At 64.9% G+C, this 26,168-nt stretch carries 23 protein-coding genes; 5 read left to right on the forward strand and 18 right to left on the reverse strand.

Annotated elements, in window-relative coordinates; all coding sequences use genetic code 11:
* Nucleotides 1-246 precede the first annotated feature (246 nt).
* From ACZ1JW_RS17215 to ACZ1JW_RS17275, 13 genes are all read right to left on the reverse strand, one after another.
* Nucleotides 247-2,529 carry an EAL domain-containing protein gene (locus ACZ1JW_RS17215; RefSeq protein WP_465141455.1) on the reverse strand — a complete coding sequence of 761 codons (2,283 nt, stop codon included), beginning with the start codon at nucleotides 2,527-2,529 and terminating at the stop codon, nucleotides 247-249.
* 82 nt (nucleotides 2,530-2,611) lie between these two features.
* The gene (locus ACZ1JW_RS17220; RefSeq protein ID WP_465141456.1) at nucleotides 2,612-4,501 is read right to left on the reverse strand and encodes an XrtA/PEP-CTERM system amidotransferase; all 1,890 of its coding nucleotides are present in this window, start codon (nucleotides 4,499-4,501) and stop codon (nucleotides 2,612-2,614) included.
* An 11-nt stretch (nucleotides 4,502-4,512) separates the two neighbouring features.
* Nucleotides 4,513-6,081: an exosortase A gene (gene xrtA, locus ACZ1JW_RS17225; protein ID WP_465141457.1), complete on the reverse strand. Its 1,569-nt coding sequence runs from the start codon at nucleotides 6,079-6,081 to the stop codon at nucleotides 4,513-4,515.
* On the reverse strand, nucleotides 6,068-7,297 hold the full coding sequence (locus tag ACZ1JW_RS17230) for a TIGR03087 family PEP-CTERM/XrtA system glycosyltransferase (protein ID WP_465141458.1): 1,230 nt from the start codon (nucleotides 7,295-7,297) through the stop codon (nucleotides 6,068-6,070). Before ACZ1JW_RS17230 ends, xrtA begins: the two co-directional genes overlap by 14 nt.
* Nucleotides 7,294-8,349 carry a FemAB family XrtA/PEP-CTERM system-associated protein gene (locus ACZ1JW_RS17235; RefSeq protein WP_465141459.1) on the reverse strand — a complete coding sequence of 352 codons (1,056 nt, stop codon included), beginning with the start codon at nucleotides 8,347-8,349 and terminating at the stop codon, nucleotides 7,294-7,296. Before ACZ1JW_RS17235 ends, ACZ1JW_RS17230 begins: the two co-directional genes overlap by 4 nt.
* On the reverse strand, nucleotides 8,346-9,233 hold the full coding sequence (locus ACZ1JW_RS17240; RefSeq protein ID WP_465141460.1) for an XrtA system polysaccharide deacetylase: 888 nt from the start codon (nucleotides 9,231-9,233) through the stop codon (nucleotides 8,346-8,348). Before ACZ1JW_RS17240 ends, ACZ1JW_RS17235 begins: the two co-directional genes overlap by 4 nt.
* A gap of 23 nt (nucleotides 9,234-9,256) precedes the next feature.
* Nucleotides 9,257-10,516, reverse strand: coding sequence for an XrtA/PEP-CTERM system-associated ATPase (locus ACZ1JW_RS17245; RefSeq protein WP_465141461.1), 1,260 nt, complete (start codon nucleotides 10,514-10,516; stop codon nucleotides 9,257-9,259).
* Between the two features lie 18 nt (nucleotides 10,517-10,534).
* Nucleotides 10,535-12,250, reverse strand: a complete 1,716-nt coding sequence (locus ACZ1JW_RS17250) for a preprotein translocase subunit YajC (RefSeq protein WP_465141462.1) — start codon at nucleotides 12,248-12,250, stop codon at nucleotides 10,535-10,537.
* On the reverse strand, nucleotides 12,247-13,191 hold the full coding sequence (locus ACZ1JW_RS17255; protein ID WP_465141463.1) for an AAA family ATPase: 945 nt from the start codon (nucleotides 13,189-13,191) through the stop codon (nucleotides 12,247-12,249). Before ACZ1JW_RS17255 ends, ACZ1JW_RS17250 begins: the two co-directional genes overlap by 4 nt.
* 11 nt (nucleotides 13,192-13,202) lie before the next feature.
* Nucleotides 13,203-14,720 carry an XrtA system polysaccharide chain length determinant gene (locus tag ACZ1JW_RS17260; protein WP_465141464.1) on the reverse strand — a complete coding sequence of 506 codons (1,518 nt, stop codon included), beginning with the start codon at nucleotides 14,718-14,720 and terminating at the stop codon, nucleotides 13,203-13,205.
* Nucleotides 14,721-14,727: 7 nt separating this feature from the next.
* Nucleotides 14,728-15,375 (reverse strand): XrtA/PEP-CTERM system exopolysaccharide export protein, encoded by a 648-nt coding sequence (locus ACZ1JW_RS17265; protein WP_465141465.1) that lies wholly within the window; start codon nucleotides 15,373-15,375, stop codon nucleotides 14,728-14,730.
* 211 nt (nucleotides 15,376-15,586) lie between these two features.
* Complete coding sequence (locus ACZ1JW_RS17270; RefSeq protein WP_465141466.1) at nucleotides 15,587-16,813, reverse strand: pyridoxal-dependent decarboxylase, exosortase A system-associated; 1,227 nt, start codon at nucleotides 16,811-16,813, stop codon at nucleotides 15,587-15,589.
* Nucleotides 16,810-18,336 carry an acyl-CoA ligase (AMP-forming), exosortase A system-associated gene (locus tag ACZ1JW_RS17275; RefSeq protein WP_465141467.1) on the reverse strand — a complete coding sequence of 509 codons (1,527 nt, stop codon included), beginning with the start codon at nucleotides 18,334-18,336 and terminating at the stop codon, nucleotides 16,810-16,812. Before ACZ1JW_RS17275 ends, ACZ1JW_RS17270 begins: the two co-directional genes overlap by 4 nt.
* A gap of 17 nt (nucleotides 18,337-18,353) precedes the next feature.
* On the opposite strand from ACZ1JW_RS17275, the gene ACZ1JW_RS17280 reads away from it, so the two are divergent.
* From ACZ1JW_RS17280 to ACZ1JW_RS17295, 4 genes are read left to right on the forward strand one after another with little or no spacing between them, the layout of a single operon-like run.
* Complete coding sequence (locus ACZ1JW_RS17280) at nucleotides 18,354-19,358, forward strand: GNAT family N-acetyltransferase (protein ID WP_465141468.1); 1,005 nt, start codon at nucleotides 18,354-18,356, stop codon at nucleotides 19,356-19,358.
* Between the two features lie 37 nt (nucleotides 19,359-19,395).
* Entirely contained in the window at nucleotides 19,396-19,653 is a 258-nt protein-coding gene (locus tag ACZ1JW_RS17285; RefSeq protein WP_465125516.1) for an acyl carrier protein, read from the forward strand.
* A complete protein-coding gene (locus tag ACZ1JW_RS17290; RefSeq protein WP_465141469.1) occupies nucleotides 19,650-20,306 on the forward strand; it encodes an alpha/beta hydrolase family protein in 657 nt (218 codons plus the stop codon). Before ACZ1JW_RS17285 ends, ACZ1JW_RS17290 begins: the two co-directional genes overlap by 4 nt.
* On the forward strand, nucleotides 20,306-21,094 hold the full coding sequence (locus ACZ1JW_RS17295; protein ID WP_465141470.1) for a hydrolase 1, exosortase A system-associated: 789 nt from the start codon (nucleotides 20,306-20,308) through the stop codon (nucleotides 21,092-21,094). Before ACZ1JW_RS17290 ends, ACZ1JW_RS17295 begins: the two co-directional genes overlap by 1 nt.
* Here the strand turns inward: ACZ1JW_RS17295 and trxB are convergent.
* Nucleotides 21,084-22,052 (reverse strand): thioredoxin-disulfide reductase, encoded by a 969-nt coding sequence (gene trxB / locus ACZ1JW_RS17300; RefSeq protein ID WP_465125513.1) that lies wholly within the window; start codon nucleotides 22,050-22,052, stop codon nucleotides 21,084-21,086. The genes ACZ1JW_RS17295 and trxB overlap by 11 nt on opposite strands.
* A 206-nt stretch (nucleotides 22,053-22,258) precedes the next feature.
* Between trxB and add the strand changes: the two genes are divergently transcribed.
* Complete coding sequence (gene add, locus ACZ1JW_RS17305) at nucleotides 22,259-23,371, forward strand: adenosine deaminase (protein ID WP_465141471.1); 1,113 nt, start codon at nucleotides 22,259-22,261, stop codon at nucleotides 23,369-23,371.
* A gap of 4 nt (nucleotides 23,372-23,375) precedes the next feature.
* On the opposite strand, the gene ACZ1JW_RS17310 is transcribed toward add, so the two are convergent.
* From ACZ1JW_RS17310 to ACZ1JW_RS17325, 4 genes are all read right to left on the reverse strand, one after another.
* The gene (locus ACZ1JW_RS17310) at nucleotides 23,376-24,173 is read right to left on the reverse strand and encodes a tyrosine-protein phosphatase (protein WP_465141472.1); all 798 of its coding nucleotides are present in this window, start codon (nucleotides 24,171-24,173) and stop codon (nucleotides 23,376-23,378) included.
* 57 nt (nucleotides 24,174-24,230) lie between these two features.
* On the reverse strand, nucleotides 24,231-24,620 hold the full coding sequence (locus ACZ1JW_RS17315) for a response regulator (protein ID WP_465125510.1): 390 nt from the start codon (nucleotides 24,618-24,620) through the stop codon (nucleotides 24,231-24,233).
* A complete protein-coding gene (locus tag ACZ1JW_RS17320) occupies nucleotides 24,617-25,693 on the reverse strand; it encodes a PAS domain-containing protein (RefSeq protein WP_465141473.1) in 1,077 nt (358 codons plus the stop codon). The genes ACZ1JW_RS17315 and ACZ1JW_RS17320 overlap by 4 nt, the downstream gene beginning before the upstream one ends.
* Before the next feature lie 102 nt (nucleotides 25,694-25,795).
* Nucleotides 25,796-26,167 carry a hotdog fold thioesterase gene (locus ACZ1JW_RS17325; protein ID WP_465125508.1) on the reverse strand — a complete coding sequence of 124 codons (372 nt, stop codon included), beginning with the start codon at nucleotides 26,165-26,167 and terminating at the stop codon, nucleotides 25,796-25,798.
* Nucleotide 26,168 lies beyond the last annotated feature (1 nt).

The raw sequence follows: 26,168 nt of genomic DNA on the forward strand, positions 1-26,168 counted from the left end.
CGCTCAGTCTGTTAACCACGAATCACTTGGGGCCTTATTGACCGAGGCAAAGGTTTTACGCTGCCGCATTCGAAGCGGCAGCGCAGTAACCTTGCAAAACACTGAATTTTCAAAGAAAACTCAGAAAGTTGCCCTTACTGGAAGATCCAGCGCAGGATTTCGATGATTGCGTTCAAAGCCGACATGTGAGCCTCCATCCACATTAGGAAGCTCATGGTTAACAGCATCGGATATGGTTAACAACTTCTAAACGACTCCGATCTGGCGACGTCCCGTTTTGAGAAGGCTCTGATTAAACTCGGCAAAGCTCTGTGGGCGACCTAGAAAATACCCCTGCCCAACGTCGCAACCCATTCTGGCAAGTGCACGATAGGTCGCTTCGTCTTCGATTCCTTCGGCCACCACGGTCTGCCCGAGAGCGTGCGCCAATTCGATCGTCGAACGTATGATGTGGCTTTCACGCTCGTGAGTCAGCAGGCGCGAAACGAAGCGACGATCCAGCTTCAATTCGTCGCTCGGCAAGTCGGCGAGATAGGCAAGGCTCGCCTCGCCTGTGCCGAAGTCATCGATCGAAAGCCTGAAGCCCATCGCGCGCAGTTGCGAGAGGTTTTGCACCGCTGCCGGCCGGTTGCGCACGCTAGATGTTTCGGTAACTTCGACCGTCAGCAAGCGTGGATCGATGTTTCGGCGCCGCACGATTTCGACAAGCGTGGAGACCAGCGAAGGCTTGTCGACCATTTGTGCCGAGAGATTGACGCTCATCTGGAAGCGCCGCAGCGGCCCATTCAGCGCGAGCGCAGCGGTTATCGCTTCCTCGAACACCCAATACGTCAGCGCATCAATGCGCCCTGCACGCTCGGCCTGCAGGATGAAGGCGTCAGGCGCAATCGGGCCGCGGGTGGGGTGATTCCAGCGAATGAGCGCCTCTGCACCGCATGGCACGCCTTCGCGCATGTCCCACTGGCTCTGGTATGCGAGCCAGATTTCTCCGTTGCGAAGACCTTCGTCGATTCGCGCATGGAGAGAGAGTTCCCATGAAGCTTCGGCAAGCCGCTCCGCTTCGAAAAGCTCGACAGAACGCCCGCTGTTCATTGCATCGTTCGCGCTGGCAACAGCGGAATTGACGCGGGTCTGGGCATCGAGACCTTCGTTGCGATCCAGCCCGAAGTGGATGTTCGTATCGAAAGTGTAGGTGCCGATCTGCAATGGTGCAGAAAACAGGGCCCGCAAACCTTCGAGGTGGTTCAGCTGCATCTCCAGCGGACGCGCCTCTTCCGTCCAGGCGAAGTGGCCGCCCTCACCGTTGTAGATCGTCTCGATGCCCGATCCGACGGAGAGACGCCGCGCGATCTGACGGGCGCATTCCCCGTGAAGATCCTTGGGCAAGGTCGCCAGAATTTCCTCGTATCTCGCAATGACGGCGACGATCACGTCCCGGCCGACCTCAAAGGGCTTCTCGCTGAGCGCCAGAAGGTTTGGCAGGCCAGAGGCACTGGTGTGCTGAACTCGCCGAACGCGCAGTTGCCAGATGCGCCCACCGCCATAGACGCAGATCGCTGCGAGAGCTGCGCCAACGTCGAGCTTGATACCGACGATCTGGAGCAGCGTCGGAACAAGAATTGCCGACAGAATGGCGCTGCCGTGAAGGAAAAGCTTTTTCCGCTTCATCGCATTGCGCGAACCGGCGCGCATGAGCAGCCACACAAGAATCAGAAGCGGGAGTTGGCCAAACCAGAACGACATGGGCTTGGCCAGGCCCGAAGCGCCCGCGATATCAACCGCCAGCGGATGGACCCGCCCGCTGCCAAAGTAACCAATGGGCGGAGCGTTGTCGGCCTGCGTGACAATTACGGTTCGCCCCGTCAGAAGTCCGGGCACATAGTTGCCGCTGGCCAGCGACGCTTCGCGCACTCGGGGAACCGAATCAGGTGCAACCAGAAAATCGGGTTGGAACGTGTCCTGGATGCCAGAGCCGACACCGGCAAGCGAAGCGGCAAAAGTTGGGTACCGTTTGCCTTTTACCTCGACCACGTATGGCGAGAATACGGCGTAATCGAGAAAGTTCGCATTCCACGCCGATACGACGACCGGTGCTTCGACTGCCAGCGCCGGTGGGGGAAGCTTGAGATCCTTGAACGAATCACCGCGCTCCAGGCTGCCGACGTTCGTGCTGCGCACCACGAGAGACACGCCTGTGCCGAATGCCCGAACCGCGTCGACAAGTTTCCGGTCGCCTGCCGCATCGGCGCCGTACTTCACCGGCGCATCGACGTACACGCGATAGGGCATCTGCCGCCGGACACGTTCGAGCACGCTGGCCAGACGCGAGGCGGAGACAGTCGGATCATCAGAGTGTTCGGTGTTGCCGTCGAGTTCGATGACGACGATGGAACTGTCAGCTGGATGCTGGTTCAGCTTGTACCGAACGTTCCAGTAACCGTGATCGATCGGCGTCAGAAAATCGGTAAGCGCCAGCAACGCCGGGATAAGCAGCGCGAGATACAGCGGTGAGCGCAGTTTCTTCAGCATGGTTCCAGCGGCATTGTTTCAACGCTGGATTAGTCCGGATTGGTGAAGATCATCTTACCGAGCGGACAAACTTAATCCCGTATCAACCAAGCCGATCCAAGGATTTCCGCAACATCAGCAGTTGCCAGATCAGACGACTATGGTCTGCGCGACCGGAAATGTGGGCCTCGGCCAACATGTCGATCCGCGCGCTGTCGAACCAGCCGGTGCGGGCGAGCGCGCCACTTGCTGCAAGGCCGCGCGCTTCTTCGGCAAGTGGCCCGCGCAACCACTGCGCGATGGGCGTCACAAAGCCCATCTTGGGGCGGAACAGCACGTCTGCGGGCAGGTAGCGGCGCATGGTTTCCTTGACCAGCCACTTGCCCGTAGATCCCTTGACCCGCAGCCCCTCGGGCAGGCGCGCGCCGAATTCGACGAGGCGGTGATCGAGCAGCGGTTCGCGCGCTTCTAGGCTCACGGCCATGCTGGTGCGGTCCACCTTGGTCAGGATGTCACCGGGCATGTAGAACTTGAGATCGGCATACTGGGCGCGATCGAGGCCTGAGCGCGCGGGCGCCTTGCGCATAAGATCGACCAGTGGCTGTTCGGCGCGATAACCGCCGCGCAAACGCTTGAAATCGGGGCTGTAGAGCGTGTCGCGCAAATCGGCCGAGGTGACGGCGAGGGCGCGAGCATAGCCTTCTTCGCCATTGCCGGCGAGGCTGAGCAGCGTGGTCTTGGCGCGCAAGGGGCGTGGTGCCCAGTCCGCCTTGGGCCAGAGCTGGCCAAGCGCGCCGAACAGCGGCTTGCGCAGAGCAGAAGGCAGAAGTGCGCGGGCATGTTCCTCGCGGTGCTGGAAAGTCTGGCGGCGGTAACCGGCAAAAGCCTCGTCCGCGCCATCACCGGACAGCGCCACGGTCACATGCTCGCGCGCCAGTTCGCAGACGCGGAAGGTGGGAAGCGCGGAAGCGTCGGCAAAAGGTTCGTCGAACATTCCCGCCAGCCTGTCGACCAGCGAGAAGTCCTCGGGCGAGACCGTGCGTTTCCAGTGCTGGGTATGGAACTGCGCGGCGATGCGGTCGGCGTAAGCTGTTTCGTCGAGCGCGGCGACATCGAAGCCGATCGAGCAGGTCTTGACCGGGGTCGTGCTTGCTTCGGCCATGAGCGCGACGACGCTGGAGCTGTCGACTCCGCCCGACAGGAATGCGCCCAAAGGGACGTCGGCGAGCATGCGCGAGGTGACGGCTTCGCGCATGTGGTGGAGAAGGTGTGCGCCGAGGTCGTCCGCCTTGCCCTTCTCGCGGTCGGCAAAGGAAATGTCCCACCACTGTACCGGCGCGGGTGGCGGGGCATCGGGGCGCAGGAGCTGATAGTGTCCGGCGGGCAGCTTCTCTACGCCCTTGAGGATCGAGCGGTGATCGGGGACGTATCCCCAGGCGAGGTAGTCCTCCACCGCCAGCGGATCGATCTCGCGCCTGAGCGACGGATGCGCCAGCAGCGCCTTGAGTTCCGAGCCGAAGATCACCGCACCATCGGCAAGGCGCGCGGTGAACAGCGGCTTCACGCCGAAGCGGTCGCGGACCAGCAGGGTGGTGCGCTGGCGCAAGTCGTGGAGCGCGAAGGCGAACATGCCGTGGAGGCGGGGCAGGCAATCGAGGCCCCAGTGCCGCCACGCCTGCAGGATCACCTCGGTATCGCCATCGGTGCGGAAGGTGGCGCCCAGCGCCTGAAGTTCCTCGCGCAAGTCCCTGAAATTGTAGATTTCGCCGTTGAACACGATCACCGCGTCGCCTTCTGCCGCGATCATCGGCTGGGGCGATCCGGCAAGGTCGATGATCGACAGGCGGCGGTGGCCGAGGCCCACGCCGGGTGCGGTCCACACGCCCTCCCCGTCCGGCCCGCGATGCGCAATGGCATCGCACATGCGGCGGACCCGGTCAGGGTCGACCGGCTTCAGGCCTTCGGTATGGATGATTCCGGCGATTCCGCACATGCGAAGGAAGCCTAGCGGCCTGTGGCGGCGCGGTCCATCCACGCCTCCACGGGTCCGGTTGCCTTGAGGAAGGCGCGCAGGGAGGCTTCTGCCGGAGGCTGGCCGGGAATGGCATCTTCGGCAGAGAGGATCAGCGTGGCGGTGGTGCGCTCGCGCAGCAGCAGGCGGTCGAGGATGTTCTCGAGCTTGAGGCGGGTGTTGCTGCCGGTGAACAGCGGGCCGGAGCGGTAGAAGGTCTCGGCCAAGCGGTGGACGGGGCCTACGGTCTGGATGCGGTCGGCGTGGCCTTGCGCCAGCGGGGCGGGCGAGCTTTCCCATGCCCAGCCGCTGCCGAGCGGGATTGCACCCTGGCCGAAGCCGCCAGCCTCGCGGCCATCATCCTGCGTGGCGTAGAGCGCGTAGGAGACGTCGACGATGTGTCCCGCATCATCGCGGAAGCGGCCGAGCAGGACATGGGCGGCGCCGGTGTGGAGCGGTTTCCATGCGGCTTGCGGGGTGTAATCGACCTGGGTCCAGCCGGGAACGGTGGGGAACGCTATTCGTGCGGGCACGGGGGCTTCAAGGCGGCCTGCCCATGCGCTCCAGCCGGTGAAGACGAGAGCGAGGGCTGTGAGCGCGGCCAAAGCCCTGCCCTGCCCCATGGAAAACGCTGAGAGCCTCGCCAGCAAGGCGTTGCGGTTCAGGGCTTCGGCATCGATCATGCGGTCATCGATCGCGCGGTCGAAGAAGCGCCAGGCCAGCCCCATGACGAGTGCCATGACCAGCGCGAAGAATATCCAGCCGTAGAAGATGTGGTCGAACCCGGCGGCGAATTCGATGCCGCGATGCTCGGCAATGAAGATCGTGCCCCATGCGCGCACGCCATTGGCAAGGATCGGCATGGCGATGCTTAGCGCCATGAAGGCGGCGCGGCGGCTCCATGAGGCGAAGCAGACGTTGGCGACGAGCGCTCCGTAGGCGATCATCGCGATCAGGAACTTCACGCCGGAGCACGCCTCGGCCACCTCGAAATAGCCGCCGGGGGTGGTGATGAACACGCCTTCGATGTGCGCGGGCACGTTGCTCAGGTCGAGCATGGCCATCGAGATCTTCGCGGTGATGGTCTGGAGCGCGGGGATCAGCTCGTCGCCTGCGGGGACGAGGAACAGCATGTAGGCGATGGGGAAAAGCAGAGCGGCGCAGGCGCGGGGGCCGAGCAGGACCAGCACGCTCGCCTGCGCCATCAGCACAACGCCGAGCTGGGTCGCGAGCGAGAGTCCGGCGAAAGTGCCGAGCAGCCAGAGAAACGCGGCTCCAGCAAAGGGGATCAGGCCGGGCCACCACGCCTGCGGTTCGATCCGCACGACTTCGCGCCAGCGCAGCGAGATCAGCCAGCCGAGGATGAAAGGGATGAGCAGGACGTGGTTGTAGGTCGAGCTGTCCCACCACTGCAGGAACATCGCCTGCCAGTCGGAGGCGAAGAGCACGACGTTGCCGGTCCACGCCAGCGCCAGCAGAGCAAGCGCACGACGCCATGACGCGGGCAGCGCGGCAAAGGCGCGGCCGAGCGGGGCCTTGAGCGCGAAGTCAGGCGGCGACACGGGGGGACTCTGGGCCGGTCAGACCGAGCAGGTCAGCAAGGGGGGCGAGAACTCCGGCCCAGCCACACTTTTCGAGCACGAAGGCGCGGGCCGATTGGCCGATGGTGGCGGCGCGGACCTTGTCGTGGAGCAGGCTGAGCGCCGTTCTGGCGAGAGCATCAGCTCCGCTGGCGACGACCAGCTCCTGGCCCTCACGCGCGGGGATGCCTGTGGCGGCCTCGGGTGTGGCGAGGACCGGGCGGGCCATGGCCATGGCCTCGAGCACCTTGTTCTGCACGCCGCGCGCGATGGTCAGTGGCGCGACGACGAGGTCGGCTCCGGCCAGCCATGGACGCACGTCGATCACTGCGCCGGTGACGCGCGTGCCATGCATGCCTTCGAGCGTGCGGACGGCGAGCGTGGGGGCGCGGCCGACGACGTTGAAGCGGGCCTGCGGAAAGGTGGCGCGGATCTGCGGCATGACTTCGCGGGCGAACATTTCCACGGCAGCCACGTTGGGCGGGTAATCCATCTGGCCGGTGAAGGTCAGCTGCGGCCCCTCGCTTGCCATTTCCGGCGCGGGCGGCATCCCTTCGGGATCGAAGAAATCGGTGTCGATGCCGTTGCCGACCGCGAGCACGCGCGGCTCTGCACCGGGGGTCAGGCGCTGGCGGAAGAGTGCGGCTTCCTCGGGCGTGACGAGTAGGCTCGCATGGGCGCGGCGGGCAATGTCACTTTCAAAGCGCGAGAGCAGGCGTGCTTCGCGGGCGTAAAGGCGGCTGACGGGGAAGCGCGCGGCGGCGGCGTAGGCTTCGAACTTGGCCGAATCGACGTCGACGAAGTCCATCACCACGCGCCCCGGAAAGTCCGCGGGGATGTATTGCGCCATCTGGCCGGAGAACACGTAGATCGCGCTTACTGGGCGCTCAGCCAGAACTTGCGCGACGTAGGCGGCGATGCGCTTGTCGGCAAAGGCGGTGAGGCTGACGGGTTTGGCACTGGCAAGAGCCTCGACGCCTGCCAGCTTGAGCGAGCGGGTGCGGGGTACGAGGCAATGGCTGGCGGCAACGGCAGCAAGGTCCGGCTCATGGCCCATGTCGCCTTCGTCATCGGCAAAGCAGGCGACGTGGACCGTGGCCAGCTTCGCGATGTGGCGCAGGACGTGGCACGAGCGGATCTTGTCGCCGCGATCGGGCGGGAACGGGATGCGGTGGGCGAGGAACAGGACTTCGCTCATGCAAGGCCGTTGGCGATGAACGGGCCGATGCGGTTGGCGAGGCCGAGCGGCAGTTTCTGCCACAGCGCGATCTTGGCCTTGTAGCGCGGGCTCAGCGGGTTGACGTCGCGCGGGGCCTGCCCGTCTGCGGTCCATGTCGCATAGGCAAGCGGTTCGGGCGTGAAGCCCCAGTTGCGCTTGAATTGGTAGGCGCCGGTATCGACCTTCGAACGGCCGAAGTCGAAGCGATCACACCCGCGCCCGCGCGCATGGTTCATCAGCGCGTAGTACATCACATCGTTTGCGCGCATGGTCCGCGCGGCATGGGTGCCGCCGCCCCAGTAAGGCATGACTGCGCCGCGATGGTAGAGGCTCAGCACCGAGGCGAGCGGCTCACCTTCGTGGAGCACGGTCAGGATGTCGGTATCCTCTCCGAACGCATCCATCACTGCATCGAACAGGCGTTGCGGGAATACCGGGGTGCCAAGATTGCGGACGGATTCGGCATAGACGGCATAGTGCATCGCGCGGTCTTGGGCGCTGCGCCCGGTCCGCACTTCCATGCCATGGCCCAAACCACGCCGCACTTCGGCGCGCTGCTTGCGGGGGATGGCGAGCAGTTGCGCTTCGTCATCGGCTGCGAGAGCGATGACGAAGCCTGCGTGGCTATCGGTCTTCACATGCCAGCCCTCGCCTTGCGGCAAGGGCCCGCCGCGCAGTTCGAGCGTCGGGCAGTTGAGACGCACGGCCAGTTCCTGCGCGGCTGAAAACAGCACAGCATCGCCCTCACCCACCACGCCGCCGCCCACGCCGAAACCGGTGGAGACAAGCGCGCGGCCGAACAGCGGGGAATGAACCTCATTCAGCGGCAGGACACCACGGATGGCACCGTCCTGCTCTGACAGGAGAACGTGGGTGCGGTGCCCGGTCGAGCGTTCGACGGCATCGAGCCATTCGCTGCGATGGAAGGCGGTGGTATCGGGATGGTCAGCCAGAAAGCGCGCTATCGCCGTCCGGTCCCCCGGATCGGCCACGCGTGCGACGGCGCTGGACGGGAAGAACGGAGCGTTCATGCAGCCTTGCGCAAGGGCGTGCGCGCCGCTTCGATGACGGCAACCTCGTCCATGCGGCCCCAGCGGAATTCGCGCACCAGACGCGCCAGTTTGGCGGCCATGACATCGAGGTTGGTATAGTGCCGCAGCCGTGACTTGAGCGGGGCGACCGGTGGGCGCGGCTGGTCGGGATCGATTTCCCACGGGTGGAAGTAGAACACCGCCGGACGACAATCGCGCTCGTTCACCTGCCGGATCGCCCAGCGCGAGATGGCATAGGGCAGCAGCCGGAAGAAACCGCCCCCGCCCGCCGCCATGCGCCGGCCCGCAACTTCGGCGGTGGTCACCGGGATCTCGATCAGGTCTGCACCCGAAACCGGGCGAAAGGCAAAGCGCGGCGCTTCGCGCCAGCCGTAATGATCGTGGACGATTGGGGCGACCGATGAGGAATAGACATAGCCCTGCTCTGCCAGCACTTCGTGCGCCCAAGGAGTGCGGGCATCAATGGAGAAGCTCGGCGCGCGGTAGCCGTTGACGCGCTGGCCGGTCACGTCTTCCAGCACCTTGCGCGCACGTTCGATGTCCGCGGCAAAAGCCTCGCGCCCCAGCGCGAACACGCGGGCGTGATCCCAGCCATGGCTGGCGATTTCGTGGCCTGCAGCGGCAATCCGGCGCATCATCGCGGGGTAACGTTCGGCAATCCAGCCCAGCGTAAAGAACGTGCCCTTGACGCCCGCCTCGTCGAACAGGGCAAGGATCTGCTGGCAGTTGCGCTCGACGCGACAGGTCAGCCCGTCCCAGTCTCCCCGGTCGATCACGGTTTCGAACGCGCCGACCTGGAACCAGTCTTCCACGTCAACCGACAATCCGTTCAGCACACGGCCGTTCAGCACCCCGGACGACATTGCACTATCCCCTGATGCGTCGCTCAAGCAGCAGCGCGATGGAAGTCTTCGGCCTCAATCCACTCGATCAGCATGGTCAGCGTGTGGCGGATCGCCTGCTCCTGCTCGCTGGTGCGCGATTCGAGCGCGGCGACGCGGCGCTGCGCCTCGGCCAGCGCTTCGAGCACGGCTTCGTCACCCGGACGCTGTTCCAGCGCGGCAATGCGGCGGTTCGCTTCCTCGAGCTGGGCGGCCAGATCGAAATCGGGCACGGGGGCGACGGGCGCGGCGCGCATGTCGGCCAGTTCGATGATCGCCTGCTGCAATTCGGCAATCTGCTCGTCACGCTCGGCCAGAGCAACGCGCCATGCGCTGTCGTCAATTGCGGGAGCGGCAGGCGCGGCCACGGGAGCCGGGGCCACCGGAAGCTCGATTTTCGGCACGTCTGCGGCGGGAGCGGGCGTTACGGCAACTTGCGGCTTGCCGAAAGCGCCATCGCCGGCAAGGTCAGTCAGCACGGCTTGCAGCATTGCCGCATCGATATGATCGCGCTGTTCGACCGCGCCCATCAGCATCAGGCGGTTGACGATCTGGTTGATCCGGCGCGGCACACCTCCGCTGGCCTTGGCGAGATCGGCATAGACCCGCGCATCGAACTGCGGGCGTCCCTGCCAGCCAACCAGCGCCAACCTGTGTTCGACATAGGCACCGACTTCGGCGGGCTCCATCGCATCGAGATGATGCGAGGCGATGACGCGCTGGCGCAGCTGCTCCAGTTCAGGCGAGGTCTGGATCAGTGTGCGGAATTCGGGCTGGCCGAGCAGCAGGATCTGCAGGAGCGGATGCGCGCCCAACTGGAAGTTGGAGAGCATGCGCAGCTCTTCCAATGCTTCGACCGAGAGGTTCTGCGATTCGTCCACCACCAGCAGGCAGCGACGACCTTCGCGCGCTTCATGGTGCAGGAAGGCCTCGATCTGAGCGAGTGCGGTGGCCTTGTCGTGGCCTGCGACTTCCAGCCCGAAAGCGCGCGCCGCAACGTGGATCAGTTCCTCGCCATCGAGAGCGGAAGTAACGATCTGCGCGGCAGTGAGTCGCTGGCGGTCAACCGTGGCCATGAGGTGCGCGGCGAGTGTGGACTTGCCGGCGCCGACCTCGCCGGTGATGACGATGAAGCCCTCCCCCTGTGCAAGGCCATAACCCAGATAAGACAAGGCCTTGCGGTGCGTTCCGCTCTCGAAATAGAAGCGCGGATCGGGCGTCAGCTGGAACGGGCGACCCGAAAGACCATAGAATTCATCGTACATCGAAGCCGTCTCCGGGCGTCAGAAGGAATAGCGCAGGCCGACAAGGCCCGAGGCTACTACCTGGTCTTCAATCACTTTACGGTTAACACTGTCCAAACCGACCGCTGCGGTCGCCACGAGGCGGTCGGTCAGGTTGCGGAAGTAGGCGGCGTTGGCGCCGACCGTGGTCACATCGCCAAGGCTGGACGCGCCCGACTGGAACCAGGCGGCATAAGCCGAGACGGCAAAGCTCGAACGGCGATCGATCGGGCCGTTGAGGCCTGCGTCGACATAGAAGCTCTCGTCCACCACGCCGTTCGCCGCGCCGAGCACCGAATCCTCGCGGGCAATGAACTTGCGGCGGATGTAGCCTGCTCCGATGCCGGCCTGCATCCGGCCGATGCGGTGAGCGTATGTGGCGTTCACGCCGCGGGCGCGGAACACCGAACTGGCGACCGAGGACAGCGCATTGTTGACGCATCCGCCTGATTCGGACCCGATCGCGCAACCGCTGATCTGGCCGTTGAACGGATCGCGGTTGACCTGAAAGTCGGTCGGCAGATCGCGCAGTGCGCGGTTCACCTGTCCGCCGAAGCCCGAGACGTTGTCATAGACCGATACCGTGAGCGAACTGCGCACGTTGGGGTTGTAGGAGAAGCTGCCGTAGTAGGTCGTGCTGTCATAGCGACGGCCGACGAAGGCCGAGAGCGCGGTGCGACGGCTGGGCCGCCACATCACGCCTGCGTCCCAGGTGAAGCCTTCGGTATCGTAGGCCAATTCGCGCGGGCGCGACTTGTCGGTGACGTATCGGCCATTGCTGCCGAGGACCGGGACGCCGTTGTCATCGCGTACGGCATCGCGCGAGGACACCTGGACGTTCTCGTAGCCCACTGCCCCGACGAGCGCGAGTTCCATGGTCACCGGGTACGTCAACTGCACCCCTGCGCGCATGTCACGCACGCGCTGGTCGAGGTTGGTCACGTCTTCCTGAAAGTAGGAGCCGCTGGCGGTTATGCCGACCGGAAGCACCGTGCCGGGCGCTATGCCCGCCGAGACTTGTGCCGATTGCGAGACCGAATCGTCGAAGATGTCGGTCAGCGGCTGGCCGGGGGTAAGCTGGACCGCGTCCTTCTGCTGCACCTTGGTGTAGCCGAGCATGTAGGACCCGGCGAGCGCGACGTCGCCGACGTGGGTCGAGACGGCAGGGCCTGCGTAGATCGAATAGACCTGGCTGACCGCGTCGTTGGCGGCGAGCGGGTTGAGCGTCGATGCGCCACTGCCCTCCACGCGGGTGCGGGCGGCAAGCGCGCCTGCTTCCACTGAAAGCGTACGCGGGATCAGGTCGTGCTTGACGCGGGCGAGACCGGACAGCGTATCGCCATCGGGCACGCGGTTGGATTGCGAGATGCGACGCTCGTAACGCACCGAGACCGCGCCCTGCGTGCGGCGGCCATCGAGGTTCATGTCCACGCCTGCGGCAATCGTGCTGTAGGTCAGCACTTCATCGCCGGGGGAAAGCTCCCACAGCACGTTCTGCGTTGCCTCGATATAGGGGCGGATGGTGGTGCGCGGCCCGCCGCCTGCGCCGCGCGAGGTCACGCCACGGCCCTTGCTCTTGCCCGGCCCATCGGCCTTGTCCGACGGCGTATCGCCATCGACACTCTCGTATTCGAGCGATTGCGCATGCAGCGGCCCGGCCAGGAGCATAGCTCCGACCAGAGCGGTGATGCGCAGAGGAAGCCGTGTCCGGATCATTCCTTGTATCCGTAATAAGTGCCGAAACGACGGCCGGTGGTCGAGAACCGGGTGCTGTTGAGCAGGAGCTTGATGTCTTCACACGCGCCGAGCAGGCTGACCGCATCGCGCAGCGCAGCCTCGCCGGTAAGATCGGCGCGCACGACCACGACCGTCTGCCCGACATGGTGGGCGAGCACGCTGGCGGGCGATGCGGCGAGCACCGGGGGCGAATCGAAGATGACGATGCGGTTGGGCGAATGACGCGTCAGCCGCTCGAGCACCACCTCGGTGCGGGCAGACGCGAGGTATTCGGTGTCAGACCCGGTGGCGTTGCCAGCGGGCAGGACATAGAGCCCGGCAATGTCGGTGCCGAGCACACAATCCTCAACCGCGATGTCGGGATCGGCCAGCGCGTCCATCAGGCCGGGGCCGCCGGGCAGGCCGAGCGTCGAGAGCACCGAAGGCTTGGCGAAATCGGCGTCCACCAGCAGGACTTCGGTGTCCTTCTCCGCCGCCATGGACAGCGCGAGGTTGACCGCGCAGAAGGTCTTGCCCTCGCCGGGATGAGCCGAGGCGACGAGGATGCGCTCGCCATGCAGGTCCCCGCGCGATTCGGCGGCGGTGCGAAGCAGCTGGCGCTTCACGATGCGGAACTCCTCGAGCAGGCCGGTGACGCTGCTTTCGGGTTCGATCAGGCACTGTTCGCGCAAGTGCGCCCGGTCGATCGCATGGCGCGGGCCTGTGAACTGGCGTACCTCGGGCTCGGGTTCAGGCTCGGGCAAGGCTACCGGAGCGACGAACGGCTTGGGTGCTGGCGCGGCGACCACTTTGGGCGTGGGCGCGGGCGGCAAGTCAGGGACGACCGGCCGCGTCAGGGTGCGGAAGTCAAAGGCACCCGAAGCGCGCTCGATCAGCGAGGGGCCGGAGGCGGGCAGAGGGATCTTGCTCTGGTCGGTCATCGCATCTCTCCTCAGGCCACCATGCCGCGCTTGAGCATCTCGACCCCTAAGAGGACGAAGAGCATCACGAACAGACCGGCAACGCCGCCTGCGAACCACTTGAGGCGTCGCGCACGCTCCGCCCGTGCGGTGCGGGTGATCGCCTCGGAAATGCCGCCGAGCACCGGAAGGCCGGTCGCGCGTTCGAGCTGGCCTGTGGTCGAATAGGCCGAACGGAGCTGGCCGATGGCGAAGGCGCCGCCACAGCCTGCACCGATGCCCACGATCAGCACGAGGAACAGCAGCAGCGGACGGTCCGGCGCAGCGGGGCCACGCGGCATCGTCGGCGGGTCGATCACTTCGAACTTCACCGCGTCGCGCTCGGTCTCGACCTGGCCGCGCAGGCGGAGCTGCTCGCGGTCGCGCAGCAGCTTGTCGTACTGCTCCTTGAGCACGTCGTAATCGCGGTTGATGCGTGCAGCCTCGGCGGCCACTGTGGGCTCGCTGTACTGCTGCGCGGTGAGCTGCGAGATTTCGGCCTGGAGCGAGGCGCGGCGCGACTGCAGCGAGACGAGGCTCGCCTCGCGGTCGGCCTTGATCGAGACGAGCGAGCTGTAGGCCGGGTTCGGCGCACCGCCGCCACTGCCCTCGCCCGCCGCTGCCTTCTGCAGGTTGGCGATCTGGGCCTTGGCGGAGATCACGTCCGGATGGCTGTCGGTCAGCCCGCGCGCGCGCATGGCGCCAAGATCGGACATGGCCTGGGCAAGCGCGCCCTTGGCCCCGCCTGAAACGCCCGGAATTGCAATCGTCTGCGGCGTGCCAGAAAGCTGGCCGTTGATCGAGGCGAGCGCGCTCTGTGCCGCCAGCAGGTTCGATTCGACATCGCGCATCTGGTTGCGCGCGGCTTCGAGCCGGGTGGTGAGCGAGCCTGCGCCGGGGATGAACCCTGCGTTCTTCGATTCAAACTCGGTGCGCTTCAGTTCCGCCGCTTCCAGCGCCTTTTTCCGGTCAGCCAGCTGCTGGTCCATGAAGGCCAGCGTATCGGTCATCTCGCCGCGACCGCCGGCAAGGTTCTCCTCGCGGAAGATGTCGATCATCTTCTGGACGACGTCCTGCGCCAGCTTGGCGTTCTCGCCATCGTTGCGCCCGCCGCCGCCTGCCGTGCCGGTGATCTCGAACAGGTTGTCCTGCTGGCTGACGACCGTCACCTGCTTGCCGAGGCTTTCGACTGCGGCCTGCATCTGCTTGTCGGAGGTCACCTTGTCGCCCAGACGGGTGGCGCGGACGACCTTCTCGAGATTGACCGCGCTGGTCAGCGTCTGACGGACGCGCTCGATGTCGCGCTTGCGGTCGCCGCCGATGCCGATCTGGTCGGCCAGCACGTCGTCGATCTGGACGAAGATGCGCGCCTTGGATTCATAGCTGTTGGGCACCATCGCCACGATCAGCCAGCCCAGCGCACAGACCGCCCAGGTAATGCCGAGCGCGATCCAGCGGCGGTGCCAGATGCCATGGAGCGCGATGCGCACTTCTTCGTAGATGCTGGTCATCGGCGGCTCAGAACGTGCTCTCGGGGATGATGATCACGTCACCGGGCATGAGCAGGACGTTGGCCTTGGTATCGCCCTTGCGCAGCAGATCGCCGATGCGCACGGCATATTCCTTCTGGTTGCCGGACTGCTTGTCGAACCGCACCAGCCGCGCCTTGTTGCCCGCCGCATATTCCGACAGCCCGCCAACCGCGATCATCGCGTCGAGCAGGGTCATGTTGGCGCGGAACGGGATCGAGGCCGGCTTCTCGGTCGCGCCGACGATGCGCACCTGCTGGCTGAAGGTCCCGGCAAACTTGTTGACGATGACCGAAACGATCGGCTCCTGGATATACTGCGAGAGCTGGAGCTTGATGTCTTCGGCCAGCATCGAAGGCGTCTTGCCCACAGCCGGCATGTCGGTGATCAGCGGCGTGGTGATGCGTCCGTCGGGACGGACCTGCACGCTCGCGCCGAGTTCCGGATTGCGCCAGACGAAGATCGTCAGCTCGTCGAGCGGGCCGATCACGTACTCCTCGCCCGGCCCTTCCTGCAGCGCCACGAACGAAGCAGGCGGCAACTGCGGCCCGCTGCCGACGCCGCCGCAACCCGACAAGGCAAGGCTCAGCATGGCCGTGCCGGCAAGCATACGGGTAAGACGCGAATTGAACGGCATGGACTGTCCTTCTTGCTGCGGTGGTTCCCGGCTTGCCCTGTCCGCAGACAGCGCGCGCAGAGCCGCAATTCACCGCTGGCTATCGCCAAAAAGGGTGAAGATTGCGTTAGCCTTGATTGCTTGAAGGCGTGACGCCAAGCGGCCATTCGGTCGCGTCCCGTAACGGGACTGGCCTCAGGTCAGGGGTTAACGGCGGGAACCTATGCGATTGTCAGACAAGCATTTCCGCCGCCGGACCCTGGCCGAGGAACATCGCCGGGCTGGCACTGGCACCATAGGCCCCGGCACAGAAAATGGCGACGATATCGCCGACGTCAGCCCGCGGAAAACCGCCCTTGTCGGCCAGCCGGTCAAGCGGCGTGCACAGGCAGCCGACGATGCTTGCCTCTTCCTCCACGGCCACGCCAAACCGCGTGGCAATGGCGCTGGGATAGTTGCGGCGGACGACCGTGCCGAAGTTGCCGGACGCGGCCAGCTGGTGGTGAAGCCCGCCATCGGTGACGAGATAGGTCTCGCCATGGCTCTCCTTCCGGTCGACCACAGTGGCGAGATAAACGCCTGCCTCGCCAACGAGATAGCGGCCGAGTTCAATGCAGAATGCGGTGTCTTGCAGCACCTCGGGCAGTTCGGCGAACCGCTCCGCCAGCGCAGCACCGACGGCGGCAATATCTACCGGCTCGTCGCCCGGGAAGTAGGGAATGCCAAAGCCCCCGCCCAGATTGCACTTGGGCAGCGCCGAGCCCGATTCTTGGGCCAGACGCGCCGCAAGCGCCAATGTCTGGCCTTGCGTTTCGATGATGGCGTCAGCCGAGAGCGCCTGGCTGCCCGCGAAGATATGGAAGCCGCGCCAGTCCGCACCTGCCGCGATCAGCTTGCGCGCCAGGGCAGGCACACGCTCGGCATCGATGCCGAAAGGCTTGGCCCCGCCGCCCATCTTCATCCCCGATCCCTTGAGATCGAAATCGGGATTCACCCGGATGGCAAGACGCGGCGCGATGCCGAGGCGCTCTGCAATCGCCAGCGCGCGGCTCGCTTCGCCCTCGGATTCGAGGTTCAGCGTCGCCCCGACAGCAATCGCCGCTTCAAGTTCCGCATCGCGCTTGCCCGGCCCGGCAAAGCTGACCCGCGCCGGATCGATACCCGCCGTGCGCACAATCTCCAGTTCTCCGCCCGATGCGATGTCGAACCCATCGACCAAGCCCAGCATATGCTTGAGCAATGGCTGATAAGGATTTGCTTTGACGGCATAATGGATCGCCAACCGCTCCGGCATTGCCGCACGCAGGGCAGCTACGCGGGCGCTGAGCAGATCGCACGAATAGACGAAAATAGGGGTACGGCCAGCCTCAGCCACCAGATCGGTCACCTTGCGGCCGGCAATAGCCAGCACGCCATCGAGGGCTTCGTAGCCTGCGGGAATGGGGCCGAGCGGTTTCATGGCGTCATGTCCTTGGCCAGTTCCGCTGCGAGTGCAACCCGGTCCAACTTCCCATTGGGGCTGACCGGCATGACTTCGCGCCAGTGAACGTGACGCGGCACCATGAAATTGGGCAGGGCGCGGGTCAGCGCGGAGATCAGGTCTGCCTGCTCGGCACCAGGAACGCCGCGCGCCACAAGATGGATCGCCTGCCCAAGTTGCGCATCGGGCAGACCCAGCGCCACGGCCTCGGCCACAAGCCCCGTCGCCACGGCGGCCTCTTCCACTTCCTGCGGGCTGACGCGGTTGCCGCTGGTCTTGATCATCGCATCGCGCCGCCCGACGAAGTGCAATAGCCCTTGCGGGTCGCGCTTCACCCGGTCGCCCGACCACACCGCCATGCCGCCAAGCTTCGAAAACGCAGGCGCAGGCTTGAACCGCTCCGCCGTCCGCTCGGCATCCTGCCAGTACCCTTGCGCGACCAGCGGCCCGGTATGGACCAGCTCCCCCTCCTCTTCTGCCTGAGCTTCTCCGCCCAAATCATTGACAACAAGGATTTCTGCAAAGGGAATGGCCTTGCCGATTGACGTCGGATGCGCGTCAACCAGCGCTGGATCAAGATAAGTGGAACGGAACGCTTCGGTCAGGCCATACATCGGGTACAGATCGGCCGCAGGGAACGTGGTGCGCAGCGCCCGGACAAGCGATAGCGTCAATGCACCCCCGCTGTTGGTCAGCCGCCGCAGCGACGAAGCGGCCTCTTCCGGCCAATCCAGCTCCGCCAGTTGCAACCAAAGCGGCGGCACGGCGGCGATGGTGGTGACGCCATGCTTTGCTACCGCCTTCACCACATCACGCGGCGTGAGGTAATCCAGCGGGACCACGCTTCCGCCTGCGTACCAGGTCGACAGCAGCTGATTCTGGCCGTAGTCGAAAGCCAGCGGCAGCACCGCCAGCACTCGATCCTGCGGCGCAATCTTCAGGTAATGCGCCACGCTCACCGCGCCCAGCCAGAGATTGGCCTGGCTGAGCATCACCCCCTTGGGCCGCCCAGTGGAACCACTGGTGTAGAGGATCGCGGCAAGGCTGTCGGGCGCAGCGTCGGACGGCGGCAGTTCGCCTCCTTCGGCTTCCACTTGTACCCAGACGGCGGCCTCTTCGATCACGGGACAGGCAGCGTCTCCTGCCTCAAGCGTATCGAGCCGCCCCTTGTTGGCAATCAGCAAAGCCGCACCGCTATCGCCAAGGATATGCGCCACTTGCGCACGCTTGAGCAGCGGGTTGACCGGCACATGGACCAGCCCCGCCCGCACCGCCGCCAGCGGCATCAGGCAGGCGAGTTCGGTCTTGGGCAGCCATGTCGCCACACGCGCGCCCGCATCACCGACACGCGATTTCAACCACTTCGCAAGGCTTCCTACACGCGCATTTAACGCTTCGTGGCTTAGCGTGCGATCCTTGAGCACCAGCGCAGGAGCATTCCGCTCGCCGCGAAGGGCAAGGTGATCAAGCGGATACACGGTGGGATCGGGCGTTTCGGGCACTCGGGTCTCTATGGGGAATGGCAAGAGCGTTGGACGTCTATCACGCCAGTCTTAAGGAAGCGCAAGCCGACCCGCGCGTGATCGCGGTGCAAGGCCCCTCGCCGTTCGAGCGGCTGGACTGGCTCGCCCTGCTGGCCGAGCACTGCCTTGATGCCGATAAGGCGTGGATCGGGGTGGCCAGCGACGGGGCCATGACTACTGCTCTGCCATGGCTGGATGTTGGTAGCCATGTGGGTCCTCTCGCAAACTGGTACAATTTTTTCGTTTCTCCACTTGGAGATGTGACTGGTCTGTCAGACCTTGTACAAAGCCTTCCCCATGGCCGCGCCATGTTCGCTCCGATGCCTGAAGGCGAAGCCCAAGCCTTGGCCAGCGCCTTTCGCAAGGCCGGATGGATCACGATCACCGAACCGTGCGACGCGAACCATATCCTGCCCGTCAACGGCCGCAGCTTTGCCGAATACTGGGCCGAGCGCCCTGGCGCCTTGCGCGAAACGGTGCGCCGCAGAGGCCGCAAGGGCGAAGTGCATCTGCGCCTTGTCACCGGATTTTCCCAAGCAGATTGGGATGCTTACGAGGCAATCTACACATTGAGCTGGAAGCCCGGCGAAGGCTCGCCCGCATTCGTGCGCGCATGGGCGCAAATGGAGGGCGAGGCAGGTCGCCTGCGCCTCGGTCTTGCCGAGATCGACGGGCAGCCGGTTGCCGCGCAGTTCTGGACGGTCGAGGGCGGGACGGCGTTCATCCACAAGCTCGCGCATGACGAACGCTTCCGCAAGCAATCGCCCGGCACCCTGCTCAGCGCCGCGATGTTCGAGCATGTCATCGACCGCGATCACGTTTCGCTGATCGACTTCGGCACCGGCGACGATCCCTACAAGCGCGACTGGATGGAAGAGGTCCGTACCCGCTGGCGCGTGCGGGCTTGGCGCAAAACTTCTGTCCGGCACTGGCCCTCGTTGCTGCGCGCTCTGCTGCGTCGCAAGCTGCAACCCCTTGTTTCCCCGAACCACGATGGTTAAGGGCGCGATGAACTACACAATGGCAGCCGGAACACTGATGAGCGACACCGACAGCACACTGCGCGCGATCCTTCAGGACGTACTCGGCCTTTCAGCCGACCGCGTGGCGGGGTTCGATGCCTCCACCGGCCTGTTCGGCGAGTTGCCCGAGCTCGATTCGATGGCTGTCGCGGGCCTGCTGACCGAGATCGAGGACCGGCTCGACATCGTGATCGAGGACGACGAGGTCGATGGTGAACTGCTCGAGAGCTACGGCAACCTGCTGTCGTTCCTGGAAGCCAAAGTAGCGGCGTGATCGCAATCTGGCCTTGCCCCGGCCCGCATGGCCAGAGCGAGGAATACGCGCTTGCCCTTGATCGCGACCGCGCCCGGCGACTGCTGATCGTCCCTGCCCTGTTTGACGAAGCCAACCGCATGCGGCGGATGCTGGTCGATACGATGCGACTGCTCGATCATGCCGGGATCGACACCTTCCTGCCAGACCTGCCCGGCTGCAACGAAAGCCTGCAGGACTTCACCGCGCAAAGCCTCCATGGCTGGCGCAGCGCGATGGTGCTGGCCGCGCGCCACTTCGGTGCGAGCGAAGTGCTTTCGGTGCGCGGCGGAGCGCTGGTGTTTCCGAATGCCTTGCCCGGATGGGTGCTGGAACCGGCCAAGGGCGCATCGATCCTGCGCCAAATGCTCCGCGCAAGGGTCATCGCTGCGCGTGAGGCAGGCAGGCATGAGGAGAGCGCGGACTTGCTCGAACGCGGGCGCACCGAGGGGCTTGAATTGGCAGGCTGGCGCTGCGGGGCCTCGCTGATTGCGGGTCTCGAGCATGCCTTACCCGAGATCGAAGGCCAGCGTCTGATCGCGCAGTCGGAACTCGGCGGTGGTGGCCTCTGGCTGCGGGCCGAGCCTGCCGCAGCCCCTGCGCAGTCGGCGGCGCTGGCACGGTTTATCGCCTGATGACCCGGCACCACCTGACCTTCTCCTGCGAGGGCGCAACGCTGGTCGGCACGCTCGACCGCGAAACGGCAAGCCATTCTGCGGGCCTGCTGATCGTCTCGGGCGGCAACGAGTTGCGCTCAGGCGCGTGGAGCGGACAGGCGCAACTTGCGGCAAGCCTTGCGGGCGAAGGCTTTCCGGTGTTCCGCTACGACCGGCGCGGGGTGGGTGACAGCGAAGGCGAGAACCTTACCTTCCGCCACTCCGGGCCTGACATAGCCGCCGCCCTTGCCGCCTTCCGCGCGGCGATGCCGCACCTCTCGCGCGTGGTGGCGTTCGGCAATTGCGATGCGGCGGCGGCACTGATGCTCAATGCGCCGGCGCTGGACTTGGACGCCTTGGTACTCGCCAATCCGTGGACCATCGATGGCGAGGAAGCGCCCGAGGCCATACCTGCCTCGGCCATCCGAAGCCGCTATCTCGCCAAGCTTGCCAATCCGCGCGAAATCTGGCGCCTGCTGACTGGCAGGGTCAATCTTGCCAAGCTCGCCAAGGGCCTGCGCAGTGCCGCCGCGCCATCCGCCGCGCCACACGGACTGGTCGAGGAAATGAAGGCAAGGCTGGCCGCCTTCGCCGGAGAGACCACAATCCTTCTAGCCAGCCGTGATCGCACTGCGCAGATGTTCAGCGAGGTCTGGGACAGAACCGACCCGCGCATCCAGCGCATCGATAGCGCCTCGCACAGCTTCTCCGACCTAGCCGCGCGCGAATGGCTCCGCGCGCGGCTGATCGAGGTGCTTAGGCGGTAACCGCCTGCGCGGCCTTGAAGTCCAGTTCGGCAAGGAAGCGTTCGGAATCGAGCGCGGCCATGCAACCGGTGCCTGCCGCCGTGACGGCCTGACGATAGGTGTGGTCCATCACGTCACCGCAGGCGAAAACGCCGGGGATCGCAGTCTTGGGGGTGCCGGGCTCGACAACGATGTAGCCGCTCTCGTCGAGTTCGAGCTTGCCCTTGAACAGTTCGGTCGCGGGCGCATGGCCGATGGCGACGAATGCGCCGTCGGTCTCGACCACGGACTCAGCGCCGGTCACCGTGTCGACCACCTTCACGCCGGTCAGCCCCTTGCCCGCCTCGCCCACGAAGCTGTCAACCTTGGCGTTCCACAGCACCTTGACGTTGGGATGCGCGAAGAGACGGTCCTGCAGGATCTTCTCGGCGCGCAAGCTGTCGCGACGATGGATCAGCGTGACGTCGGGCGAATGGTTGGTGAGGTAAAGCGCTTCTTCGACCGCGGTGTTGCCACCGCCGATCACCACGACCTTCTTGCCGCGATAGAAGAACCCGTCGCACGTGGCACAGGCCGAGACGCCCTTGCCCGAAAACTCCTGCTCGCCCGGGACGCCCAGCCACTTGGCCTGTGCGCCCGTGGCGATGACCAGCACGTCGCCTTCGTAGATGTCGCCGCTGTCGCCCACGGCGCGGAATGGACTGCCATCGAGGCTGACGTCGAGGATCGTGTCCCACATCATCCGCGTGCCGACATGCTCTGCTTGGGCCTGCATTTCCTGCATCAGCCACGGGCCCTGGATCACATCGCGAAAGCCGGGATAGTTCTCGACGTCGGTCGTGATGGTCAGCTGGCCGCCGGGCTGCAAGCCCTGCACCACGATCGGCTGCATGCCTGCGCGCGCGCCATAGATCGCGGCGGAAAGCCCGGCCGGGCCGGAACCGATGATGAGCATGCGGGTCTTGTGCGTGGTCGCCATGGAAAACTCCTCCAGTCGGTTGGCGAGATAAGCAGCGCGCGGGGCAAAAGCGAGTCCGCCAAAGGGGCTTTATCCGCAGGTATCGGACAGATTTTCTTCGCGGGACCCTGCGCGAATTTTGCCAACGCGGCGTTGCGCAAAAGGATTTTGACTTGAGCCTCCGCCCCGCCCGACAAGTGCCACGGGACACAACAGGGGCACGACCGATGCATCGCAGGGATTTCGTGAAGGGTTTTGCAGCGCTTGGCGGCGGGCTCATGCTGGGCCGACACGCGAGTGCAGTCGCCCCCGTTACCGATCCGGCGCTGGCAAAGTTCATCCACGGCCTGCCCAAAAGCGAATATCACGTCCACCTCGAAGGTACGCTGGAGGCCGAAATGAAGTTCGCTCTGGCAAGGCGCAACGGCATGAACCTGCCCTTCGCCGACGTTGCCGCGATGAAGGCGAGCTACCGGTACCACGACCTGCCGAGCTTCCTGGCCATCTACTATGACGGCATGAAGGTTCTGCAAAAGGAGCCGGATTTCTACGACCTCGCCTATGCGTACCTGTCAAAAGCGGTATCGCAGAAGGTGATCTATGCCGAGATGTTCTTCGATCCGCAGGAGCACCTCAAGCGCGGCGTGCCCATGGCAGACGTGATCGGCGGCATCACCCGTGCGCGGCGCGATGCGCAAGAAAAACTCGGCATCCGTTCGCAACTGATCCTGTGCTTCGTCCGCGATCTCTCCGCCGAAAGTGCGATGGCCGCGCTCGATGCCGCGCTGCCGTTCAAGGCCGATCTGGTAGGCGTCGGGCTCGACAGCGACGAGGCCGGCAACCCGCCCGAGAAGTTCCGCGAACACTTCGCCAAGGCCCGCGCCAACGGGCTGAAGGTCACCGCGCATTGTGACGTCGACCAGACCGATACGCTAAAGAACATCCGCACCGTGCTAACCGACCTCAAGGTCGATCGCATCGACCATGGCGGAAACATTGTCCAATCGCCTGAACTCGTCGCAATCGCAAAGGAACGCGGCATCTACTTCACCGTCTGCCCCACCTTCTCAGGAACGCTGCGCCGCACCGAGAAGGTGCCCGTGGACGTCGTCCGGGCGATGCTCGACGCTGGGCTGAAAGTCACGATCTCGTCCGATGACCCGGCCTACATGGGCAGCGAATACATCGACGACGTGCTGATCCGCGCGGTCGACCGCAGCCGCCTTACACGCGAGGAGCTGGTCAGGATGACCCGCTACGGTTTCGAAGCGGCTTGGCTACCTGAGGCAGAAAAGGCCGGGATGATCGCTCGGCTCGACGCCTACGTGAAAACCGCCTAAGCGCTCAGGCCTCGACCAGATTGCGCTCGATCGCTGCCAGCATCTCAGGCGTCACGCCCAGCACATCGCGCGCGTAGGCTTCGACACTGCCATGCCGATCGGCAATCGTGGCAAGGGAGCGGTCGAGGAACTGCGCGTCGACGCCCATCAGCACGCGCACGGCCGCATCGTCCATCGACAGACCGAAGCCTTCACGCACATGCCGCGCGCCTGCCTCGATACGGGCTTCGGCATTGCCGGCCGTGTTGGTCAGCAGATAATCGGCGACCATGTCATCGTGGTGCACGCCAAGCAGGTTGTGAACCAGCGCGGCGGCCAGCCCGGTGCGGTCCTTGCCCGCAAGGCAATGCAGCAGGCTCGGGCTCTCCCGCTCGGCCAGAGCCTTCATGTAGAGCCGGTAGGTACCGACCAGCACAGGTCGGAACGGCAGCGTTTCGTAAAGGCGAAGCATGGCATTGCGCGCGTCTTCGGCGGTGCGGACTTGCGCTGCCATTTCCTCATGGACCGCGCGGCCTTCGGCACTTGCCGTTTCGCCAGGATGGAACAGCACGTGGCCGGACCATTCCTCATGGCGCAGACAGGGATTGCCCCGCCGCTCGCTGTCGCCGCGCAGGTCGATCACCGTGGCAATGCCGAGGCCATGGACGACGCCGAGATCTTCGGGCGTCGCCTCGCTGTGCTGGCCGGACCGCCAGAGCACGCCGCGGCGCAACTGCCCTGCTCGCGCGCCGTAGCCGCCGTAATCGCGAAAGTTGTGTATGCCGGCCAGCGTGATCACGCGGGCATCGGTGGAGGTATCCATGGAATCGTCCTTGCCGCCCGCCCCGCCATGCTCGGTAGTCGGATCAGGCGCAAGTCCTCACGGGTGACGCGCAGCCAGCGGTTCAAGCGCACGGGCGACCACGACCGAGGCCGGAGTCGGCTTGGGCACCAGTGTGCCGCCAAGGCTGCGCACAGCCTCGTCCATGCGGTCCAGATCGCCGGTATGGAGCACATAAGGCACGCCCATGTCGGCCAAAGCCCGGGCCACCTGCTCGCAGGTCTGGCCCTGCCCCAGTGACACATCGAGGATAGCTGCAGAAATGGCGTGGTTTCGCACAATGGAAAGCGCTTCGACCAGATCGAGCGCGGTAAGCGGCTTGCACCCTGCGTCCTCCACCGCAAACTCGAGATCGAGCAGGATCAGCGGTTCGTCGTCGAGTACCAGCACGCGGCACGGTTCGCCCGATGAAGGAAGCATGCCGCTCATTCAGCGGACTCCCGCAGCGGAATGTTGAGTTTCGCGCGGAGCCCTTCGCTGTGCCATTCTCTGACGATCCCTCCCCTTGCCATGTCAAGCATCCGATCCACGATTCCATCAGCACCGCTGAAAGCACTGTCATTGTCAGGGACGCCTGAACCGCGACCGTGTTCCACCCAATCGATGCGAATTGCCGGACCATCGGCTGAACCGTTCTTGCGCCATGCCACGGTGACCCAGCCCTTGTCGGTGCTGAGCGCTCCGTGGCGGATCGCATTGACGGCCAGTTCATGCAGCGAAAGCCCCAGGACAGAGACAGACGCGAAGTCCGAACGCAGCCCATTGCCTTCAAAGCGAATGCGCGTGCCATCAGGGTCGTAGGGTGCCAGCACCGCGCGGATCGCCTGACCCACTTCGACAGTGCCGCGCCGTGAATCGTCAAGCGTCGTCTCGTAAGCCCGCCCGAGTGCCTGGATGCGGTCGTTGATCTCGCGCGCCTCGGTTTCGATCCCGCGCACGCGGCCGGTGAAATTGACGATGCTGCCGATTACCGCGAACATGTTCTTCATGCGGTGCGAAAGCTCGCGCGCGAGTTCGCGGGCATGTAGCTCGTCGGCTCGCGCGGCGCGCACGTCCGAAACGTCCCACTGGCTGCCGAAGAAATAGACCAGCCGGCCTTCTGCATCATAGACCGGCCCAAGATGCAGCGCGTTCCAGAAGGCCGTGCCATCCTTGCGATAGTTCAGCAGTTCGACGACGGTGACGTCCTCGCGCGCAATGGCGTTGCGGATGCGGGCCAGCGACGAGCGATCGCTGTGCGGCCCTTGCAGGAAACGGCAATTGCGCCCGACAATCTCGTGCTCTTCGTATCCGGTCAGATGGCGGAAGGCGCGGTTGGCAAAGACGATCGGCATGTCGGCCTTGTGCGGATCGCACAGGCAGATCGCCATGCGCGTCTGCGCCATGGCCTGTTCGAACAGCACGCCGGACGCTCCGGCAAAAGTATCTTCCGGGTGTTGCGCGCGGAAGCGGGCTACCGAGGCGTCAAACGCGGTGTGGGCCTGATCCGTCCGTCCAGGCATGGGGGTATCGTCAAAACTGTTGTGGGTCATATCAGTGGCACCTGCCACCGAAATGCAAACGCTACCGCTTGGTTCCCCTAAAAGGCATTAAAAACAACAGCGTCACTTCCGTTCCAGCGGAATCACAGCCAGCGTCAGCCGGGAAATGCAGACCAGCTTGTCCGCTTCGTCGACAATGCGGATGGACCAGACGTGTGTGCTGCGCCCCAGCGCTTCAGGCCGAGCCGTTGCGTAGACCCACCCATCGCGCACCGGCCGCAAGTGGTTGGCGTTGATCTCCATGCCGACGCAGGCCAACCCTTCCGGATCGATCACCATCGAGCCGGCCATCGAACCGATCGTCTCTGCCAGCGCCACCGAAGCGCCGCCGTGCAGCCGTCCGAAAGGTTGGTGGGTGCGATGATCCACCGGCATCCGCGCGCTGATCCAGTCCTCTCCGCAATCGACGAACTCGATCCCGAGATGCGCGGGCATC

Source organism: Novosphingobium sp. BL-A-28-Hi1-0D (assembly GCF_055521755.1).